This is a genomic window from Variovorax sp. OV700 (assembly GCF_900099805.1).
Taxonomy (GTDB): Bacteria; Pseudomonadota; Gammaproteobacteria; order Burkholderiales; family Burkholderiaceae_C; genus Variovorax.
The window spans coordinates 450,169-467,500 of record NZ_FNDR01000004.1 but is presented as its reverse complement, the minus strand read 5'-3'; the positions used below and the strand labels follow the sequence as shown (position 1 = coordinate 467,500).

Annotated in this window: 14 protein-coding genes and 2 rRNA genes (1 of these 16 cut by a window edge); 6 read left to right on the top strand and 10 right to left on the bottom strand. The window is 62.7% G+C overall.

What is annotated here, in order from left to right:
• Both BLR24_RS12075 and rrf read left to right on the top strand, forming a co-directional pair.
• Positions 1–2,337: ribosomal RNA gene (locus tag BLR24_RS12075) — 23S ribosomal RNA — on the top strand; it begins 537 nt to the left of the window's first position.
• Positions 2,338–2,482: 145 nt separating this feature from the next.
• A 5S ribosomal RNA gene (gene rrf, locus BLR24_RS12070) occupies positions 2,483–2,595 on the top strand.
• A gap of 110 nt (positions 2,596–2,705) precedes the next feature.
• On the opposite strand, the gene BLR24_RS12065 is transcribed toward rrf, so the two are convergent.
• From BLR24_RS12065 to hppD, 5 genes are all read right to left on the bottom strand, one after another.
• Entirely contained in the window at positions 2,706–3,635 is a 930-nt protein-coding gene (locus BLR24_RS12065; RefSeq protein WP_093017070.1) for an MBL fold metallo-hydrolase, read from the bottom strand.
• Positions 3,636–5,327, bottom strand: a complete 1,692-nt coding sequence (locus BLR24_RS12060) for an AMP-binding protein (RefSeq protein WP_093017068.1) — start codon at positions 5,325–5,327, stop codon at positions 3,636–3,638.
• Between the two features lie 153 nt (positions 5,328–5,480).
• The gene (gene phhA / locus BLR24_RS12055) at positions 5,481–6,365 is read right to left on the bottom strand and encodes a phenylalanine 4-monooxygenase (RefSeq protein ID WP_093017066.1); all 885 of its coding nucleotides are present in this window, start codon (positions 6,363–6,365) and stop codon (positions 5,481–5,483) included.
• Positions 6,366–6,382: 17 nt separating this feature from the next.
• Entirely contained in the window at positions 6,383–7,180 is a 798-nt protein-coding gene (locus BLR24_RS12050; protein WP_093017064.1) for a transporter substrate-binding domain-containing protein, read from the bottom strand.
• A 28-nt stretch (positions 7,181–7,208) separates the two neighbouring features.
• A complete protein-coding gene (gene hppD, locus BLR24_RS12045) occupies positions 7,209–8,336 on the bottom strand; it encodes a 4-hydroxyphenylpyruvate dioxygenase (protein WP_093017062.1) in 1,128 nt (375 codons plus the stop codon).
• A gap of 154 nt (positions 8,337–8,490) precedes the next feature.
• Between hppD and BLR24_RS12040 the strand changes: the two genes are divergently transcribed.
• The 4 genes from BLR24_RS12040 (at position 8,491) to lnt (ending at position 12,361) form a co-directional block, all read left to right on the top strand.
• Entirely contained in the window at positions 8,491–8,964 is a 474-nt protein-coding gene (locus BLR24_RS12040; RefSeq protein WP_021012636.1) for an Lrp/AsnC family transcriptional regulator, read from the top strand.
• Positions 8,965–9,073: 109 nt separating this feature from the next.
• Positions 9,074–9,802, top strand: coding sequence for a GNAT family N-acetyltransferase (locus BLR24_RS12035; protein WP_093017060.1), 729 nt, complete (start codon positions 9,074–9,076; stop codon positions 9,800–9,802).
• Positions 9,803–9,893: 91 nt separating this feature from the next.
• Positions 9,894–10,772 (top strand): HlyC/CorC family transporter, encoded by an 879-nt coding sequence (locus tag BLR24_RS12030; protein ID WP_093017058.1) that lies wholly within the window; start codon positions 9,894–9,896, stop codon positions 10,770–10,772.
• The gene (lnt, locus tag BLR24_RS12025; protein WP_093017056.1) at positions 10,772–12,361 is read left to right on the top strand and encodes an apolipoprotein N-acyltransferase; all 1,590 of its coding nucleotides are present in this window, start codon (positions 10,772–10,774) and stop codon (positions 12,359–12,361) included. The genes BLR24_RS12030 and lnt overlap by 1 nt, the downstream gene beginning before the upstream one ends.
• A 16-nt stretch (positions 12,362–12,377) precedes the next feature.
• On the opposite strand, the gene BLR24_RS12020 is transcribed toward lnt, so the two are convergent.
• The 5 genes from BLR24_RS12020 to BLR24_RS12000 all read right to left on the bottom strand — a co-directional run bounded on the left by BLR24_RS12020 (position 12,378) and on the right by BLR24_RS12000 (position 17,327).
• Positions 12,378–13,751, bottom strand: coding sequence for an FAD-binding oxidoreductase (locus BLR24_RS12020; protein WP_093017054.1), 1,374 nt, complete (start codon positions 13,749–13,751; stop codon positions 12,378–12,380).
• 11 nt (positions 13,752–13,762) lie between these two features.
• On the bottom strand, positions 13,763–14,569 hold the full coding sequence (locus BLR24_RS12015) for an ABC transporter permease (RefSeq protein ID WP_093017052.1): 807 nt from the start codon (positions 14,567–14,569) through the stop codon (positions 13,763–13,765).
• A complete protein-coding gene (locus tag BLR24_RS12010) occupies positions 14,566–15,396 on the bottom strand; it encodes an ABC transporter ATP-binding protein (protein WP_093017050.1) in 831 nt (276 codons plus the stop codon). The genes BLR24_RS12015 and BLR24_RS12010 overlap by 4 nt, the downstream gene beginning before the upstream one ends.
• 10 nt (positions 15,397–15,406) lie before the next feature.
• Positions 15,407–16,393, bottom strand: coding sequence for an ABC transporter substrate-binding protein (locus BLR24_RS12005; RefSeq protein WP_093017048.1), 987 nt, complete (start codon positions 16,391–16,393; stop codon positions 15,407–15,409).
• 70 nt (positions 16,394–16,463) lie between these two features.
• The gene (locus tag BLR24_RS12000) at positions 16,464–17,327 is read right to left on the bottom strand and encodes a creatininase family protein (RefSeq protein WP_093017046.1); all 864 of its coding nucleotides are present in this window, start codon (positions 17,325–17,327) and stop codon (positions 16,464–16,466) included.
• Positions 17,328–17,332: the final 5 nt, after the last annotated feature.

Sequence of the window (17,332 nt, the reverse complement as noted above, 5' to 3'; positions counted from 1 at the left end):
TAAGGGGTGACTGCGTACCTTTTGTATAATGGGTCAGCGACTTACATTCAGTGGCAAGGTTAACCGAATAGGGAAGCCGTAGAGAAATCGAGTCCGAATAGGGCGATCAGTCGCTGGGTGTAGACCCGAAACCAAGTGATCTATCCATGGCCAGGATGAAGGTGCCGTAACAGGTACTGGAGGTCCGAACCGACTAGTGTTGCAAAACTAGCGGATGAGCTGTGGATAGGGGTGAAAGGCTAAACAAACTTGGAAATAGCTGGTTCTCTCCGAAAACTATTTAGGTAGTGCCTCAAGTATTACCATCGGGGGTAGAGCACTGTTTTGGCTAGGGGGTCATGGCGACTTACCAAACCAAGGCAAACTCCGAATACCGATGAGTACAGCTTGGGAGACAGAGCACCGGGTGCTAACGTCCGGACTCAAGAGGGAAACAACCCAGACCGCCAGCTAAGGTCCCTAAAATTGGCTAAGTGGGAAACGAAGTGGGAAGGCTAAAACAGTCAGGATGTTGGCTTAGAAGCAGCCATCATTTAAAGAAAGCGTAATAGCTCACTGATCGAGTCGTCCTGCGCGGAAGATGTAACGGGGCTAAGCCAGTTACCGAAGCTGCGGATTTGCAATTTATTGCAAGTGGTAGGAGAGCGTTCTGTAAGCCTGTGAAGGTGCGTTGTAAAGCGTGCTGGAGGTATCAGAAGTGCGAATGCTGACATGAGTAGCGTTAAAGGGGGTGAAAAGCCCCCTCGCCGTAAGCGCAAGGTTTTCTACGCAACGTTCATCGGCGTAGAGTGAGTCGGCCCCTAAGGCGAGGCAGAGATGCGTAGCTGATGGGAAACAGGTCAATATTCCTGTACCGATATATAGTGCGATGTGGGGACGGATCTTAATAGGTCATCCAGTTATTGGATTATTCTGGTTTAGTTGGATGTAGGCGTGCATTAGGCAAATCCGGTGCACATATACCGAGGCCAACGATCGAGCGGACTTGTCCGTGAAGTGACTGAACGAGGTTCCAGGAAAAGCCACTAAGCTTCAGCTATATACGACCGTACCGCAAACCGACACTGGTGCGCGAGATGAGTATTCTAAGGCGCTTGAGAGAACTCAGGAGAAGGAACTCGGCAAATTGACACCGTAACTTCGGAAGAAGGTGTGCCCTATTAGTGTGTAGTGAACAACGAAGCATGAATGGGTTGCAAAAAATCGGTGGCTGCGACTGTTTATTAAAAACACAGCACTCTGCAAACACGAAAGTGGACGTATAGGGTGTGACGCCTGCCCGGTGCTGGAAGATTAAATGATGGGGTGCAAGCTCTTGATTGAAGTCCCAGTAAACGGCGGCCGTAACTATAACGGTCCTAAGGTAGCGAAATTCCTTGTCGGGTAAGTTCCGACCTGCACGAATGGCGTAACGATGGCCACACTGTCTCCTCCTGAGACTCAGCGAAGTTGAAATGTTTGTGATGATGCAATCTCCCCGCGGAAAGACGGAAAGACCCCATGAACCTTTACTGTAGCTTTGTATTGGACTTTGAACAGATCTGTGTAGGATAGGTGGGAGGCTTTGAAGCAGGGTCGCTAGATCTTGCGGAGCCAACGTTGAAATACCACCCTGGTGTGTTTGAGGTTCTAACCTAGGTCCATTATCTGGATCGGGGACAGTGCATGGTAGGCAGTTTGACTGGGGCGGTCTCCTCCCAAAGCGTAACGGAGGAGTTCGAAGGTACGCTAGTTACGGTCGGACATCGTGACGATAGTGCAATGGCATAAGCGTGCTTAACTGCGAGACTGACAAGTCGAGCAGATGCGAAAGCAGGACATAGTGATCCGGTGGTTCTGTATGGAAGGGCCATCGCTCAACGGATAAAAGGTACTCTGGGGATAACAGGCTGATACCGCCCAAGAGTTCATATCGACGGCGGTGTTTGGCACCTCGATGTCGGCTCATCTCATCCTGGGGCTGTAGCCGGTCCCAAGGGTATGGCTGTTCGCCATTTAAAGAGGTACGTGAGCTGGGTTTAAAACGTCGTGAGACAGTTTGGTCCCTATCTTCCGTGGGCGCTGCAGATTTGAGGAAGCCTGCTCCTAGTACGAGAGGACCGGAGTGGACACACCTCTGGTGTATCGGTTGTCACGCCAGTGGCATTGCCGAGTAGCTAAGTGTGGAAGAGATAACCGCTGAAAGCATCTAAGCGGGAAACTCGTTTCAAGATGAGATCTGCCGGGGCCTTGAGCCCCCTAAAGAGTCGTTCAAGACCAGGACGTTGATAGGTCAGGTGTGGAAGCGCAGTAATGCGTTAAGCTAACTGATACTAATTGCTCGTGCGGCTTGACCCTATAACTTTGATCAATCTGATCAAGGTGTTATGCCAAGTTGACGCATTCAAAATACATTCAAGCAAGCGCAAGACAATTGCGCGCTGATTCCAAACTCTATGAATTCGTTGTGTTGATCATGTGATCAGCACAGCAACAAGTTATGCCTGATGACCATAGCGACGTGGTACCACTCCTTCCCATCCCGAACAGGACAGTGAAACGCGTCAGCGCCGATGATAGTGCGGGTTCCCGTGTGAAAGTAGGTCATCGTCAGGCTCTTACAGCCTGGAAAAGCCCAACACAGCGTGTTGGGCTTTTTCTTTTGGTGTTTTAAAAAAGCGCGTCATCATTTGGTGACGCGCTTTTTTTATTGCCGCAGAGCAGAGCTAGATATTGCGGATGCTCGACGTATCGACTGCAGCTGCACCAGCTAGAACCAATTCAGCCAAGATGTCGTCGGCCAATTGACGCAACTCCAGATCTGGGAAGAAGCGCGACCGAATCACACCCAGGTACGATGCGCCCCGAAGCCATGCTTCCCAATCGTCGATCGCAATGGACTGCACTTCCAACAGCTTGAACTTCATCAAGACCTTGATCGCATGCCGCGCATGCTTCACAGGGTCGCGCTGAAGGCCGTCGAGCCGGCGACGTGCCGTGGCTAAGGCGCTGCTGACCTCTCCGAAGACACGCCCGTGTCCTGGAATCACCTGTGACGGGGCCAGCGCCTCGATCCGATCCAGCGTGGCCGCCACGTCTTCGAACGACGGTTCGCCAGCAAGCTCCGGAAAGGCAATGCCAAACCCGTTTTCCCACAAGGCGTCCGCCGAGATCAGCGTCCGCGAGACCGGATCGAACAGGATGATCGAATGAGGATCGTGGCCGGGCGCGCTGTGCACCTGCCATGGCCTGTCGCCCAGCATGCATTCCTTTCCCGGCTGCAGCAAGCCGGTGAAATGAAACTGCGGGCAGATCTGCCCTGTCGCACGGAAGCTCAAGTGCTCCTCGTCCCACCGCTCCACCAATGGAGCCTCGCCCGGTGGAATATCCGTTCGAAGCGCCGGGTAGCGTTGCTGCAAGGCGGCGTTGCCGCCGCAGTGGTCGCTGTGCAGATGTGTATTCAGAATCCGGTCGAGAAGCCGCGTTCCTAACGTCGATTCAACCAGCGCCAGAGTCTGCTCGGCATGCGTGGCATACCCGGTGTCGACCAGCGCGGTCTCTTCGGCGCCGATAAACAGGATGTTGTTCGACGACAGCCAGCCGCGCTCGAAGACGACGATATTCGTCGGCAGCCCGGCCCCGGCTTGGCGGCTCATTCAGGCGCTCGCGCTGGGGCGCAACTCCCGCCGGAGGATCTTCCCAACATTGGTCTTCGGCAATGAATCCCGGAACTCGATGTGCTTGGGCCGCTTGTAGCCGGTGAGTTGTCCATTGCAGTACTGCAGCACGGCATCTTCGGTGAGTGCCGGGTCCCTGCGCACCACAAAAACCTTGATCGCCTCACCCTGCTTTTCGTCCGGCACCCCGATGGCGGCGCATTCGACGACACCGGGGCACAGTGAGATCACGTTCTCCAGCTCGTTCGGAAAAACATTGAAGCCGCTGACCAGGATCATGTCCTTCTTGCGGTCGACGATGCGGCTGTAGCCGTCGTCTTGCATCACGGCGATGTCGCCAGTGCGCATGAATCCGTCGGCCGTGAAAGCGGCAGCCGTTTCCGCCGGCTGGTTGTAGTAGCCCCTCATCACGTTGGGGCCCTTGATACAGAGCTCGCCTGGCGCTCCGACCGGCAGGGAGTTGCCTTCGTCGTCCTTGATGGCGATCTCGATGCTCGGCAGCGGCAAGCCGATGGTTCCCGTGAACTCGGTATTCGAAACGGGATTGTTGGTTCCGATGGCGCAGGTTTCGCTCATGCCCCAGCCTTCGATCATCGGACAGCCCGTGGCCTCGAACCACCGCCGGGCCGTGCCCTCGGAAGCGGCCATTCCCCCCGCCTGCGAGACGAACAGCGTCGAGAAATCGATCGATTTGAATTCGGGGTGCAACAGCAGCGCATTGAAGAGAGTGTTCACCGCCGGCAGCATGTGGAACGGACGCTTCTTGAGCACCGCGATGAACTTGTTGAAATCGCGCGGATTCGGAATCAGCGTCATGTGCGACCCCTGGCGGATGACCAGCAGGCAGAGCGTGAGCGCGAAGATGTGATACAGCGGCAGCGCGGCAATGCTGTTGACCTTCGACAGGTCGCCCGCCTTGGAAAGCGCGGGCGTGAACCACGCCTCCGCCTGCAAGGTGGCCGCGACGATGTTGCGATGCGTCAGCACCGCGCCCTTGGACAGACCCGTGGTGCCGCCGGTGTATTGCAGGAACGCGATCGAATCGAGCGTGCTCTGGTCCGCGGCCAGCGTGCGTCCGCGCCCGTCTTCGATGACCTTCGGAAACGGCGTCACAGTGCGGCCGTTGCCCAGGGGAAGCTTGTAGGGCGGAACCATCTTCGCCAGGTGGCGAACCGCGACAGTGATCCAGGCGCCGTAGAGGCCGCCCAGCAGATCGCCCATCGACGTGACGACCACGTGCTTGATCGGGGTGCGCTCGATCACCTGTTCCAGCGTTGCCGCGAAGTTTTCCAGGATGACGATGGCCGTCGCCCCCGAGTCCTTGAGTTGATGCTCGAGTTCGCGCGCCGTATAGAGCGGATTGACGTTGACGCAGGTATATCCCCCCCGCAGCACGCCGCACATGGTGACCGCAAACTGCGGCACGTTCGGCAGCATGATCGCCACCCGCGCGCCCGGCTCGAGGCCGAGCGACTGCAGCCATGCGCCCAGCGCCTTCGACAACGTGTCGAGCTCGCCGTACGACATCCAACGTTCCATGCAGACCGAGAACGGGCGGTCGGCGTAGCGCCCGAAGGCTTCGTCGAACATGTGAGACAGGGACCGGTACTGTTCCGGGTGGATCTCTCGCGGCACGTCGGCCGGATAGTTTTGTCGCGCGGATGTCTGCATGCAAGCTCCTTCTGCGCGGATTGTGGGAGCCAGAGGTGGCCAGCCGCCAGCGGGCTTGTCCTAGGAGCGGGGTGGGCGCTGTCGCGCATGCGATAGCGCCCGCGGCACCGAGCGCTGCGCGAGAGTGCCGCAATCGAACCGGGAGGCGCGTTTTCAGGCCTTGCCGGTCTCGCCCGGCAGCAGCACCCCGGCGGGAATGTCGGACTCGACCTCGAGCGCGCGGTAGAGCGGCGTGAAGTCGGGCGCCGTGAGATCGAACAGCTGCGCGAAGCTGTCGATCACGAAATAGTTGGCCTGGTACGTGTCGATCTTGTAGAGCGTGCGCATGGCGCGCAGCAGATCGAGCGGCAGCCGGTGCGGTTCGTCGCTGCGCACCGCGTGCTGCAGTTCGCCCACCGAGCTCAGGATGCCGGCGCCGTATGCGCGCAGCCCGTCGGGCTGGCGAATGAGGCCGAACTCGACTGTGTACCAGTACAGCCGCGCCAGCTTCTCGCCCGCGCCCAGTTCGTGCGCCTTGATGCCGCCCTCGCCATAGCGCTGCACGTAGTCGGCAAAGGTCGGGTCGAACAGCATCGGCACGTGGCCGAACAGGTCATGGAATACATCGGGCTCGACGATGTAGTTGAACTCCTCCGGCTTGCGGATCCAGTCGGTCACCGGAAACTTGCGGTTCGCCAGCAGGGTGAAGAACGGCAGCTCGGGAATCAGCCCCGGCACCGCGACGATCTCCCAGCCGGTGGCGCGATGCAGTCGTTTGTTGATTTCCTCGAAACGAGGAATGCGGTCCTTCACGCCCAGCAAAGGCAGCGCGTTGATGAACGCATCGCAGGCCAGGCCCGGCAGCTGCGCCGCCTGCCGTTCGTAGAGCCGCTTGTAGGTGTCGTGATCGGCCGGCGTGTAGCTGGCCCAGTCCTGCGGGCAGGTGTAATCGGCAAGCACCGTGCCGCCGCGGGAGTAGTCGCCGCGCGGCGGGCGATCGGAAGCACCGTAGACGACGGGCGTGACGGCGGCAGGGGCAGCGGCGGCGAGAGTGTCCATGGGAAAGAGCAGTTTGGTTATTTGAACCAGCGGTCCATCACGCGCTGGAAGTCGCCGCCGGCTTGCTGCAGGTGCAGCCATTGGTCGACATAGGCCTTGAAAGCCACGTCGTCGCGCGGCAGCATCCATGCCATCTCGCCGTATTGCAGCGGCTTGTCGGGGTTGATGGCGCAGAGTCCGGGTTTGAGCTTCTGCTGCGTGATGGCTTCGGCGGATTCGGTCACGAACACGTCGGCGCGGTTCGCAAGGATTTCGTCGAAGATCGTCACGTTCTCGCCATGCATCGTGAGCTTGGCCTGCTTGAAGTTGGCGCGCGCAAAGCGCTCGTTGCTGCCGCCCGGATTGAAGATGACCCGCGTCGAAGGCTTGTCGATGTCGGCCACGGTCCGGTACTTGGCGACGTCAGCGCAGCGCGCGATTGGCGCCTTGCCGTTCACCATGTAGGGCGCGCTGAAGAAGGCGCGCTTCTGCCGGTCGGTGGTCACGGACACACCGCCAACGGCCATGTCGCACTTGCCGGCGGTGAGGTCGGGCAGCAGGTTGGCCCAGGTGGTCTTCACCCACTCCGGCTTGGCGCCGAGGCTGGTGCTGAAGCCCGTCATGAGGTCCACGTCGATGCCTTCGAACGAACCGTCGGCCTTCTGGAAGCTGAACGGCTTGTAGTCGCCGGGCGTGCAAATGCGCAGCGCCGCGGCCTTCTGCACCACGTCCAGGCGGGAGGAGCCGGCCGCCGGGGTGGCCGGCGCCATGGCGCAACCCGAAAGAACGGCCGCGGCCGCGATGAGAGTCAAGCCGATCGAAAACGTGCTGCGCATGGAGGTTCCTGGCCAGTGAAAGAGATGGTTATTTTGCGGCCGACAGCACGCCGCGGCGCATCTGGTCGAGCTCGATGCTTTCGAACAGCGCCTTGAAGTTGCCGTTGCCGAAACCATCGTCTCCCTTGCGCTGGATGAACTCGAAGAAGATCGGCCCGAGCTGGTTCTCGCTGAAGATCTGCAGAAGGAGTGCGTCCTTCTTGCCGTCGATCAGGATCTTGCGCTTCTTCAGTTCGGCCACGTCCTCGCCATGTCCGAGAATGCGCTTGTCCACCAGCTCGTAGTACGTGTCGATGGTGTCGAGCAGAGTGACGCCGTTGGCGCGCAGCGCGTCGACGGTTTCATACAGGTTGTCCGAGCCCATCGCAATGTGCTGGATGCCTTCGCCGCGGTACATGTCCAGGTACTCCTGGATCTGGCCGGCCTGCTCCTTGCCTTCTTCATTGATCGGGATGCGGATCTTTCCGCAGGGGCTGGTCATGGCCTTGCTCTTCACACCCGTGACTTGGCCTTCGATGTCAAAGTACTTGATCTCGCGGAAGTTGAAGAGCTTTTCGTAAAAGGCGGCCCAGACGTTCATGCGGCCGCGGTACACGTTGTGCGTCAGGTGGTCGATGTAAGTCAGGCCATTGCCCTTGGGCGCCAGCGCATCCTGCGAGGCGACGCCCGCCAGTGGCTCGAAGTCCACGTCGTAGAAGCCGATGTTGCCGATGTCTCCCGGCTTGGCGCCGTTCTTGCCGGGCCAGCGGTCGACCAGGTAGATCAGGCTGTCGCCGATGCCCTTGATGGCCGGGATGTTCAGCTCGCCGGGACCTGCCTTGTCGGCAAAACCCCAGGCCCCCAGCGATGTGGCGCGCTCGTAGGCCTGCTTGGCGTCCTGCACCCGGAACGCGATCGCGCAGACGCTCGGGCCGTGTTCGCGCGCAAAGCGCTGGGCGAACGAGTCGGGCTCGGCATTCACGATGAAATTGATCGTGCCCTGGCGGTACAGCAGCACGTTCTTGTGGCGATGCTTGGCCACCGCCGTGAAGCCCATGCGCTCGAACACCTTGCCCATGGCCACCGGGTCCGGCGCCGCGTATTCGATGAATTCGAAGCCATCGGTCCCCATCGGGTTCTCCCAGGGCGTGAAAGGGGGGGCGTCGGCGTGGCTCATGTGGGGTCTCCAGAAGTGGGTTCGAATGAGTGAAACAGTCGGTGAAAGGGCGAAAACGACCAGTGATGCACTGTAGAGCGGATCCCCCTCACGTTTTCAGCGTTAATGGGCGCTGAAAATGGCCGTGACGCAATAAACCTGTGAAAATGCTGATATGGAAGCACTCGACAAGATTGATAGGTTGATTCTGCGCACGCTGCAAGCAGACGGCCGAGCCACCTACGACCAGATCGCCGAACAGGTGAGCCTGTCGCCCAGCGCCGTGCTCCGGCGGGTCAAGCGGCTGGAAGAAAGCGGCGTCATCGACCGCTACGTTGCGCTCGTCCGCCCCGAGGTCATCGGCCTCGGCCTTACCGCCTATCTCAACGTCCGGCTCGAAAAGCACACCGAAAGCCACAAGCGCAACCCGATGGATCTGTTCCGGGCGAGCGTGCAGACCTGGCCCGAAGTCGTCGAGTGCGCGGCTCTCACGGGCGACATGGACTACCTGCTGCGCGTCGTGGTCGCCGACATGGGGCACTACAGCCGCTTCATCATGGACACCCTGCTCAAGCACCCCAGCGTCGAAGATTGCAAGACCAGCTTCGTGCTTGACCGTGTCAAGGCCACAACAGCTGTGCCGGTTTAGCCACGAATCGGTTGCGGGAACGACACGCGCTTTGGTACCTCGTCACCTATGAAGCCCGAAAGTACCCATGCAGGCTTGTTGATTAAGGGAAAACCCTTATATTTGAGCCATGCTTACCGCCAAGACCCTTCTGAAGGCGTCTCTCGGCCTCGGCTCTTTCCTGAAAGCGCCCATGGTTGAGGCGCAACCACGCGCGAGCTCCGCGCCCTCACCCGTCATGGTGCCGATCCGTTCGATCGGTCCGCGCGAACGCGAGCGCATCGCGCAACACCTGCTGGCGTTGAGTCCGCACGACCGCTACCTGCGCTTCGGCTATGCCGCGGCCGACGAGCAGGTGCAGCGCTACGTCGACGGGCTCGACTTCGACCGCGACGAGCTCTTTGGCATCTACAACCGCCGACTCGACCTCATTGCCATGGCCCACCTGGCGTTTGCGCCGGACGACCAGCACAGCGACTGCGCCGAGTTCGGCGTGTCGGTGTCCGCCCATGCGCGCGGCCGCGGCTACGGAGCCCGCCTGTTCGAGCGTGCCGTGGTCGTGGCGCGCAACGAAGGCGTGGGCATGCTCTTCATCCATGCGCTGAGCGAAAACGCCGCCATGCTGAAGATCGCCCGCAACGCCGGTGCCACCGTGGTGCGCAGCGGTTCCGAGTCCGAGGCGCATCTGCAATTGCCGAGCGCCACCTTCGACAGCCGCATGAGCGAGATCGCGCTCGAGCACTACGCGGCGGTCGATTACCAGCTCAAGACCCGGGCCAAGCAGTTCTGGGCCGTTCTCGCCAGCCTGCAGGAAGTGCGCAGCGGCATGAGAGACGCGCGAAGCAAATCTGCCCCTTGAGCGTCCCGCAGAAAGGGCCATGAGGGCCGTGCGGTAGAGCCTGTCACGCGCAATCCGGTATCCTTGCAGCTCTTCAACTACGCCTCCCGCAGTGGCCGAACCTCACTCTGAACGCGCTCCCGTCGAACGGGAAGACAAGCGCGGCTTTCTCCAGAAGCTGGCCGAATTCATTCACCCCGGTCCCGACTCGCGCGACGAGCTGATCGAAACCCTCGCCGACGCCGAGGACAACGAGGTGATCGGCGCCGAGTCGCGCGTGATGCTCGAGGGCGTATTGCGCATGGCCGACATGACGGCCGGCGACGTCATGGTTGCCGCCCCGCGCATGGACCTGGTCAACATCGACGCGCCGTTCGACGCGCTGCTGCATCTGGTCATCGACACCGCTCACTCGCGCTTCCCGGTGTACGAAGGCGAAAAAGAAAACATCATCGGCATCCTGCTGGCGAAAGATCTGCTCAAGCTGCAGCGCGCGCCGGGGCTCAACATCCGGGCACTGCTGCGCCCCGCCACCTTCGTTCCCGAGAGCAAGGGCCTGAACGACCTGCTGCGCGAGTTCCGCGGCAACCGCAACCACCTGGCCATCGTGATCGACGAGTTCGGCCGCGTGGCCGGCCTCATCACCATCGAGGACGTGCTCGAGCAGATCGTCGGCGAGATCGAAGACGAGTTCGACATTGCCGAGGACGAAGGCGACATCTTCGGCCTGGCCGACCACACCTACCGCGTCTCGGGCGACACGCCCATCGAACGCGTGGCAGAAGCCTTCGGCATCACCTTCGACGAAGAACAGCTGAGCGAAGACTTCGACACCATCGGCGGCCTCATCGCGCACGAGATGGGCCACGTTCCCAAGCGCGGAGAGCATCACGCCATCGGCGGCTTCGACTTCGTGGTGCTGCACACCAAGGGCGGGGCCGTGCGCTGGTTCAAGGTGTCCCCGGCCCGCGGCAGCGACGCGGCCGACTGATGCCGCTGCCCGCAGCGGCAACGCTCCGCACACAGCCGACCTTTTCCGTCGTGGGCCTGCTGCGCCTTCTCGGCTTCGCGCTGGCAGGGCTCGCGCAGGCCGCCGCCATCGCCTGGCCCGCGAACGGCCGCCCGCTGTGGTGGCTGCAGCTCGTTTCGCTGGCGGCACTCGTCGGCCTGCTCGACTGGCTGCGCACCGAAGGCGCGGGCTGGCGCCGCGCCGGCCTGCATGGCTGGCTCTTTTCGACCGCGTGGCTCACCGGCAGCTTCTGGTGGCTTTTCATCTCGATGCACACCTACGGCGGCCTTCCGGCGCCGCTCGCGGCCATCGCGGTGCTCTCGCTCGCGGCGGCGCTCGGGCTCTATTACGCCGCCGCCTGCGCCTGGTTCGTCGCCCGAGGCCCGCAGGGGCCGGTGAGCGGCGCACTGGTCTTCGCCGCTCTCTGGACGCTTGCCGAGCTCGTGCGCGGCAGCTGGTTCACCGGCTTCCCCTGGGGGGCCGGCGGGTATGCGCACGTCGAGGGGCCTCTGGCCGCCTGGGCGCCCTGGATCGGCGTGTACGGCATCGGCGCGGTCGCCGCGCTCGTGGCGGCACTCGTTGCACTGACGCGCCCCGCCCGCACCCTGGGGCTGGCGCAGGCCGTGGTCCTGGTCATTGCTGCATTCGCGGCGCCGCACTTGGTCAACCCGTTGCCCGCCAGCGCGCAGGGGGACAAGGGCTCGAGCGGCCACCTGCAGATGGCGCTGCTGCAGGGCAATATCCCGCAGGACGAAAAATTCATTCCCGGCGGCGGCATCGACCTGGCGCTGCGCTGGTACGGCGAACAGCTGCGCGATGCCAAGGCCTCCCTGGTCGTCACGCCGGAAACCGCGCTGCCGCTGCTGCCGCAGCAACTGCCTGCCGGCTATCTTGAAGCCATCCAGGCGCGCTACAGCCAGGGCACGCAGGCCGCCATCGTCGGCCTGCCGATGGGCGGGCAGGGGACCTACAGCAACGCGGTGCTCGGCTTCCAGCCCGGCGCCGCACAGCCCTACAGCTACAGCAAGCACCACCTCGTTCCGTTCGGCGAGTTCATCCCTCCGGGCTTTCGCTGGTTCATCCGGATGATGAACATTCCGCTCGGCGACTTCGCCCGCGGCGGCCTGGCGCAGGCGCCTTTCGCCTGGCAGGGCCAGCGCATTGCGCCCAACATCTGCTACGAAGACTTGTTTGGCGACGAGATCGGCGCGAACTTCAAGGACGAGGCCACGGCCCCGACCATCCTGCTCAACGTGAGCAACATCGCCTGGTTCGGCAACTCCGTGGCCATCGACCAGCACCTCGCCATCTCGCGCATGCGCTCGCTCGAATTCGCGCGGCCGATGGTGCGGGCCACCAACACCGGTGCGACCGTGGTCATCGATGCCGCAGGCCGCGTCACGCACGAGCTGCCGCGTCTCACGCGCGGCGTGCTCGAGGCCTCGGTCGAAGGCCGTACGGGGCTCACGCCTTTTGCGCGCTGGGTCGCGCCGTTCGGCCTGTGGCCGCTCTGGATCGCAGCGTTCGCGATCGTGGCCATCGCTTTCTTGCTGCGCCGGCGCCAGCGCTGACGCAGGGCGATCGTCGTCAGGCCGCTGCAGGCGCGCCCTTCACCGGCCAGTCGCGCAGCTTGCCCGGATTCAACAGGCCCATCGGATCGAAGCGCTTTTTCATCTCGATGACCTCCGGCGGCAGTGCCCCGCCTGCCTTACCGTCTTCCACGATGTTCACGTGCGGGTTGTTGATGTGCACGCCGTGCGCAAGGTGAATGTCGATGATCTCCGCGAGCCGCTCCTCGGTGCTGAAACGCACCAGCTGCAATCCGCTGCAGGTCATGAGACCCGCCACGTTGCGCAGGAACTCGATGTGCATCATCACCTCGCCACCGAGCAGTTGTTCCATCTCGATGATCTGCTCGACATGCCGACCCGGCACGAAGCCGCTCTGCAAGTACGTGAGCGTCGGGTCGACCTTGAGTGCATGCAGCGTGGTGTGGTTCCAGGTGAACTCCATCAGCGTGCGGTTGCTCTTCTGTACCTCGGCTGCTGTCTTGCGGTAGCTCACGGTGCCGCCATGCGCTTCGGCCAGCTGCAGCATTGCTGGCTCGCACGATTCGGCCACCAGCGACAGTACTGTGTGGCAACCCTTGCGCAGGTGCGCGGCAAGCTGTGCGAGGTGGTCGGCAATCGGCGCGCCGAAGAATGCGATTTCCCGCTTCACGATGCCCGGCGCATTCGCCAGCTTGTCGGCGAAATGCAGCGCATCTTCAAACTTGTCGAAAGTCACCAGCGTTTCGAGCCAGGGGTGCGCGGGCGCCAGCGCGACCTCCAGCTCAAGCACCAGTCCGTTGGTACCCCAGAGATGGTGCATGCGCATCGCCTCCGGGCCGCGCAGCTCGATCATCTGCGGGTCCGCTTCGATGGTCATTGCGCGGATGCCGAGCACATTGCCTGGCGCACCGAGCGGCCCGTAGTTGATGGAGCCCACACCGCCGAACCCGCCGCCGAACAGGCCGCCCAGCGTGGCGCTGCGGTAGGTGGACGGCAGGCAGCGCATCTCTTGGCCGGAAGGCTTGGTCTGCTTCTCGAGCTCACCCAGGCGAATGCCGGCTTGCGCGCGCGCCACCCCTGGCTTCACCCACAAGAAGGCGTTGTAGCCGGTCATGTCGAGCACCACGCCGCCCGCCAGCGGCGTCGTCTGGCCATAGTTGCCGGTACCGCTGCCGCGGATGGTGATCGGCACGTTGCGCCGCGCGCAGGCGCCGACCACGGCGCGAATCTCTTCCTCGGTGCGCGGACGCACGACTACGTCGGCACGTTTGTCCTTCAGCTGGCGGGTCAGCACCGGGCTGAACCATGAGAAGTCTTGCGACAGCCGCGTCACGCGGCTTTCATCGGTGATCCAGTCGAGATCGGGCAGTTCGAGCAGCAGTTGCTCTATGGCGGAGATGGAAGCGTTCATGGTCAAGGTTTTCAATCCTGGGAAAGTTCGCTCGCGTGCCATGAGCCCAGCGCCACCTTGGTGAGCCAGGCCATCAGCACGAACAGCGCGACACCGGTCAGCGAGATCAGAAGCAGGGCCGCGAACATGCGCGGAATGTTCAGCTGAAAGCCGGCCTGCAGGATCTGGTACGCCAGCCCCGCGCCCGAGCCGCCGGTGCCGGCCACGAACTCGGCCACCACCGCGCCGATCAGCGCCAGGCCGCTCGAGATGCGCAGCCCACCAAAGAAGTACGGCAGCGCGCTCGGGATGCGCAGCCGCACCAGCTGCTGCCAGCGCGTGGCGCGGTTGAGCTTGAAGTAGCTCTGCAGATCGGGGTCGATGCTGCGCAGGCCCAGCGTGGTGTTGCTGATGATCGGAAACAGCGCCACCAGCGCGGCGCACACCGTCATCGCGGCCACCGGGTTCTTCACCCAGATGATGATGAGCGGCGCCACCGCGACGATCGGCGTGACCTGCAGCAGCACCGCATACGGGAAGAGCGCGGTCTCGATGCGTTTGCTCTGGACGAACAGGAACGAGATCAGCACGCCCGCGACCGTGGCCAGCGCGAACGACAGCACCGTGATTTTGAGCGTGACCAGGAGCGCATTGCCGAGCGGCACCCAGTCGGTGACGAGCGTCTGCACCATGAGGAAGGGCGACGGCACCAGGTAGGGCGGCAGTTCCATCGCGACCACCATCCACTGCCACAGCGCCACCAGCACCACGCCGATGAGCACGGGATAGAGCACGCGCTGCACGCGCGGTTGGCTCAGAAGGGGCTGGCTCTTCTTCATTGCGCATGCTCCTCGTCGCCCTGACTCGCACGCAGCAAGCTGTCCTGCAGGCGCTTGGCATGGCGCGCGAACTCCGGCGTCACCATGAAGTCGGGCGTGCGCGGATAGGGCTCGTCGATATGAAACTGCTCCACCACACGCCCCGGCCGCGCGGCCATCATCACCACGCGGGTCGAAAGAAACACCGCCTCATGGATCGAGTGCGTCACGAAGATCACCGTGAGCTTCTTCTTGCGCCACAGGTCGAGCAGGTCGGCATCGAGCTTGTGGCGCGTGATCTCGTCGAGCGCGCCGAAGGGCTCGTCCATCAGCAGCAGGTCGGGCTGCGTCACCAGCCCGCGTGCGATGGACACGCGCATCTGCATGCCGCCCGAGAGCGCGCGCGGCAACGCATCTGCAAACTTCTCCAGCCCCACCAGCGCGAGCGACTCCATCACCCGCGCGTCGGCCTCCTTGCGCGGCACGCCGGCCAGATCCAGCGGCAGCCGCACGTTGGTGCGCACGCTGGCCCACGGCATCAGCGTGGCCGACTGGAATACGAACGACAGCTTGTGCGGGCAGCTGTGGATCTCGGCGACGGGCTTGCGCCAGACGAGCAGCCGCCCGTCGCTGGGCTCGAGCATGCCCGCCACCATCTTGAGCAGCGTGCTCTTGCCGCAGCCCGAGGGCCCGAGCAGCGTGACGAACTCGCCTTCGGCAATCGAAAGATCCACCGGCAACAGCGCCTGCGTGCCGTTGGGATAAGTCTTCTCGGCCGATAGAACTTCCACCGCTGGCACGGCGGGCGCCATGGGCGGGGCGAGGGTGTGGGGCTCGATGCGATTCATGGCGCGAGACTCAGGGCAGGACCTTGGCGTCCTTGACGAACTCCGTGGTGTAGGTCTTCGCGAGTTCCACCTTCGCCGGGTCGAGCAGCTTTGCGCTCACCAGGAAGTCGTAGCTCGCCTTGGAGCGTGCATCGGTGATCACACCGATGCCGAGTTTGGCCGCGTCGCCGCCGGTGACCATACCCATTTCCTTCAGCTTGGCCACGCTGTAGGCCAGCTGGTCGTCGGTCATGTTGGGGTTGTCCTTCTTGATCAGCGCGTTGGCGGGCGCGGGGTCGGCAAGGTAGCTCTTCCAGCCCTCGGCCGAGGCCTTCACGAAGGCTTCCACCTGCTTGCTGCGCTCCTTCACCGTCTTTTCCATGCACGACACCGTGGTGGCGTACGCCGGAAAGCCGTGGTCGCTGAACATCAGCACCGTGCTCTTCACGCCGGCTTTCTGAATCGCGTAGGGCTCCGAGGTCAGGTAGCCCTGCTGCGCCGCGTTCTTGTCGGCCACGAAGGGCTGAATGTTGAAGGTGTAGGGCCGCGTCTGTTCGTCTGTAAGGCCGAACTTGGCCTTGAGCCACGGCCAGTAGCCGCGATTGGCCTGCGCGCCGATCAGCAGGGTCTTGCCCTTGAGGTCTTCGAACTTCTTGACGTCGTCGTGCGCGATCAGCACTTGCGGGTCTTTCTGGAAGAAGGCCGCCACGTTGACCACCGGCACGCCGCCTTCGCGCACCTGCATCATCTGGATGTCGCTCGAACCCATGATGCAGTCGGCCTGGCCGGCAGCCATCATCTGCGTGATGTTGACCTGCGGGCCGCCCATCTTGATGGTCACGTCGAGGCCGTACTTCTTGTAGATGCCTTGCGCCACCGCCTGGTAGAAGCCGCCGTGCTCGGCCTGCGCATACCAGTTGGTCATGTAGGTGAACTTGTCCTGCGCCTGGGCCGGAGCGGCGGCGGCGAGCAGTGCGAGCGCGGCGGCGCCGGCAATGGAAAGAGCGAAAGAACGCATGCTGGGAACCTCTCGTGTCGGGTGGAAGAACAGTTGAAAAAAGCCGATGAACCGATGCAAGTAGCGCGCCTCAGGCGGGCTGGAACGACTGCTGGATGAAGCCTTGCTGGTGGCCCCGTTCCCAGGTGGCTTCCTCGCGCACCACCCAGCGCAGCGCATGCAGTTCGGTCAGCGCCTGCACCCAGCTGTCGGAAAGCGTGTCCAGGATCTCTTCGCCCTGCTCGCGCGTGGCGCTGGTCGGGTCGCCGATCACGCCGCTCGGGCCGAAGTCGCGCGCGGTCCATGCGCAGGCTGGGCGGCCGTCGGCCGACAGCAGCTTGATCGGGAAGGGCGGCGGAAAGTTGGCGGCCGCGCGCTCCATGTGCACCGTGTCGGGCGCCAGCGCGAGCATGAGCGCGGTCTCCGAATGGCCGGCGTGCATCGACAGGCGCTTTTCCTGGTCGCTGATCTGCTTGCTCGATGCATTCGGCAGGCGCGACACGCCGTGCGGCACCACCACGAAGTCGCCGTGCCTAAGGCGCAGTTCACGCGCCGCCATCTCCAGCACCTGCGGCTGGCCGCCGTGGCCGTTGGCAAAGAGCAGCTTGCGAAAGCCCGCGCGGTAGACCGATTCGCCGATCTCGGTCACGGTCGAGAGCAGCGTGGTGCCGGTCAGCGTCATCGTGCCCGGGAAGTGCAGATGCTCTTCCGATTTGCCGTAGGTGATGGTCGGCAGTGCGAAGGCGCGCACTTCGGCCGGCAGTTTTTCTAGCGCCTTGCCCATCACGCCCGAGGCGATCACGCTGTCGACCGAGCAGGGCAGGTGCGGGCCGTGCTGCTCGATGGCGCCGCAGGGCAGCACGATGATCGTGTTCTCGCGGTCGGGCAGCGCGGCGATTTCGGTCCAGCTCAGGTAGGGCAGGAAGCGGTGGGGCGGGATGTAGCCGTGGAGCATGGGGT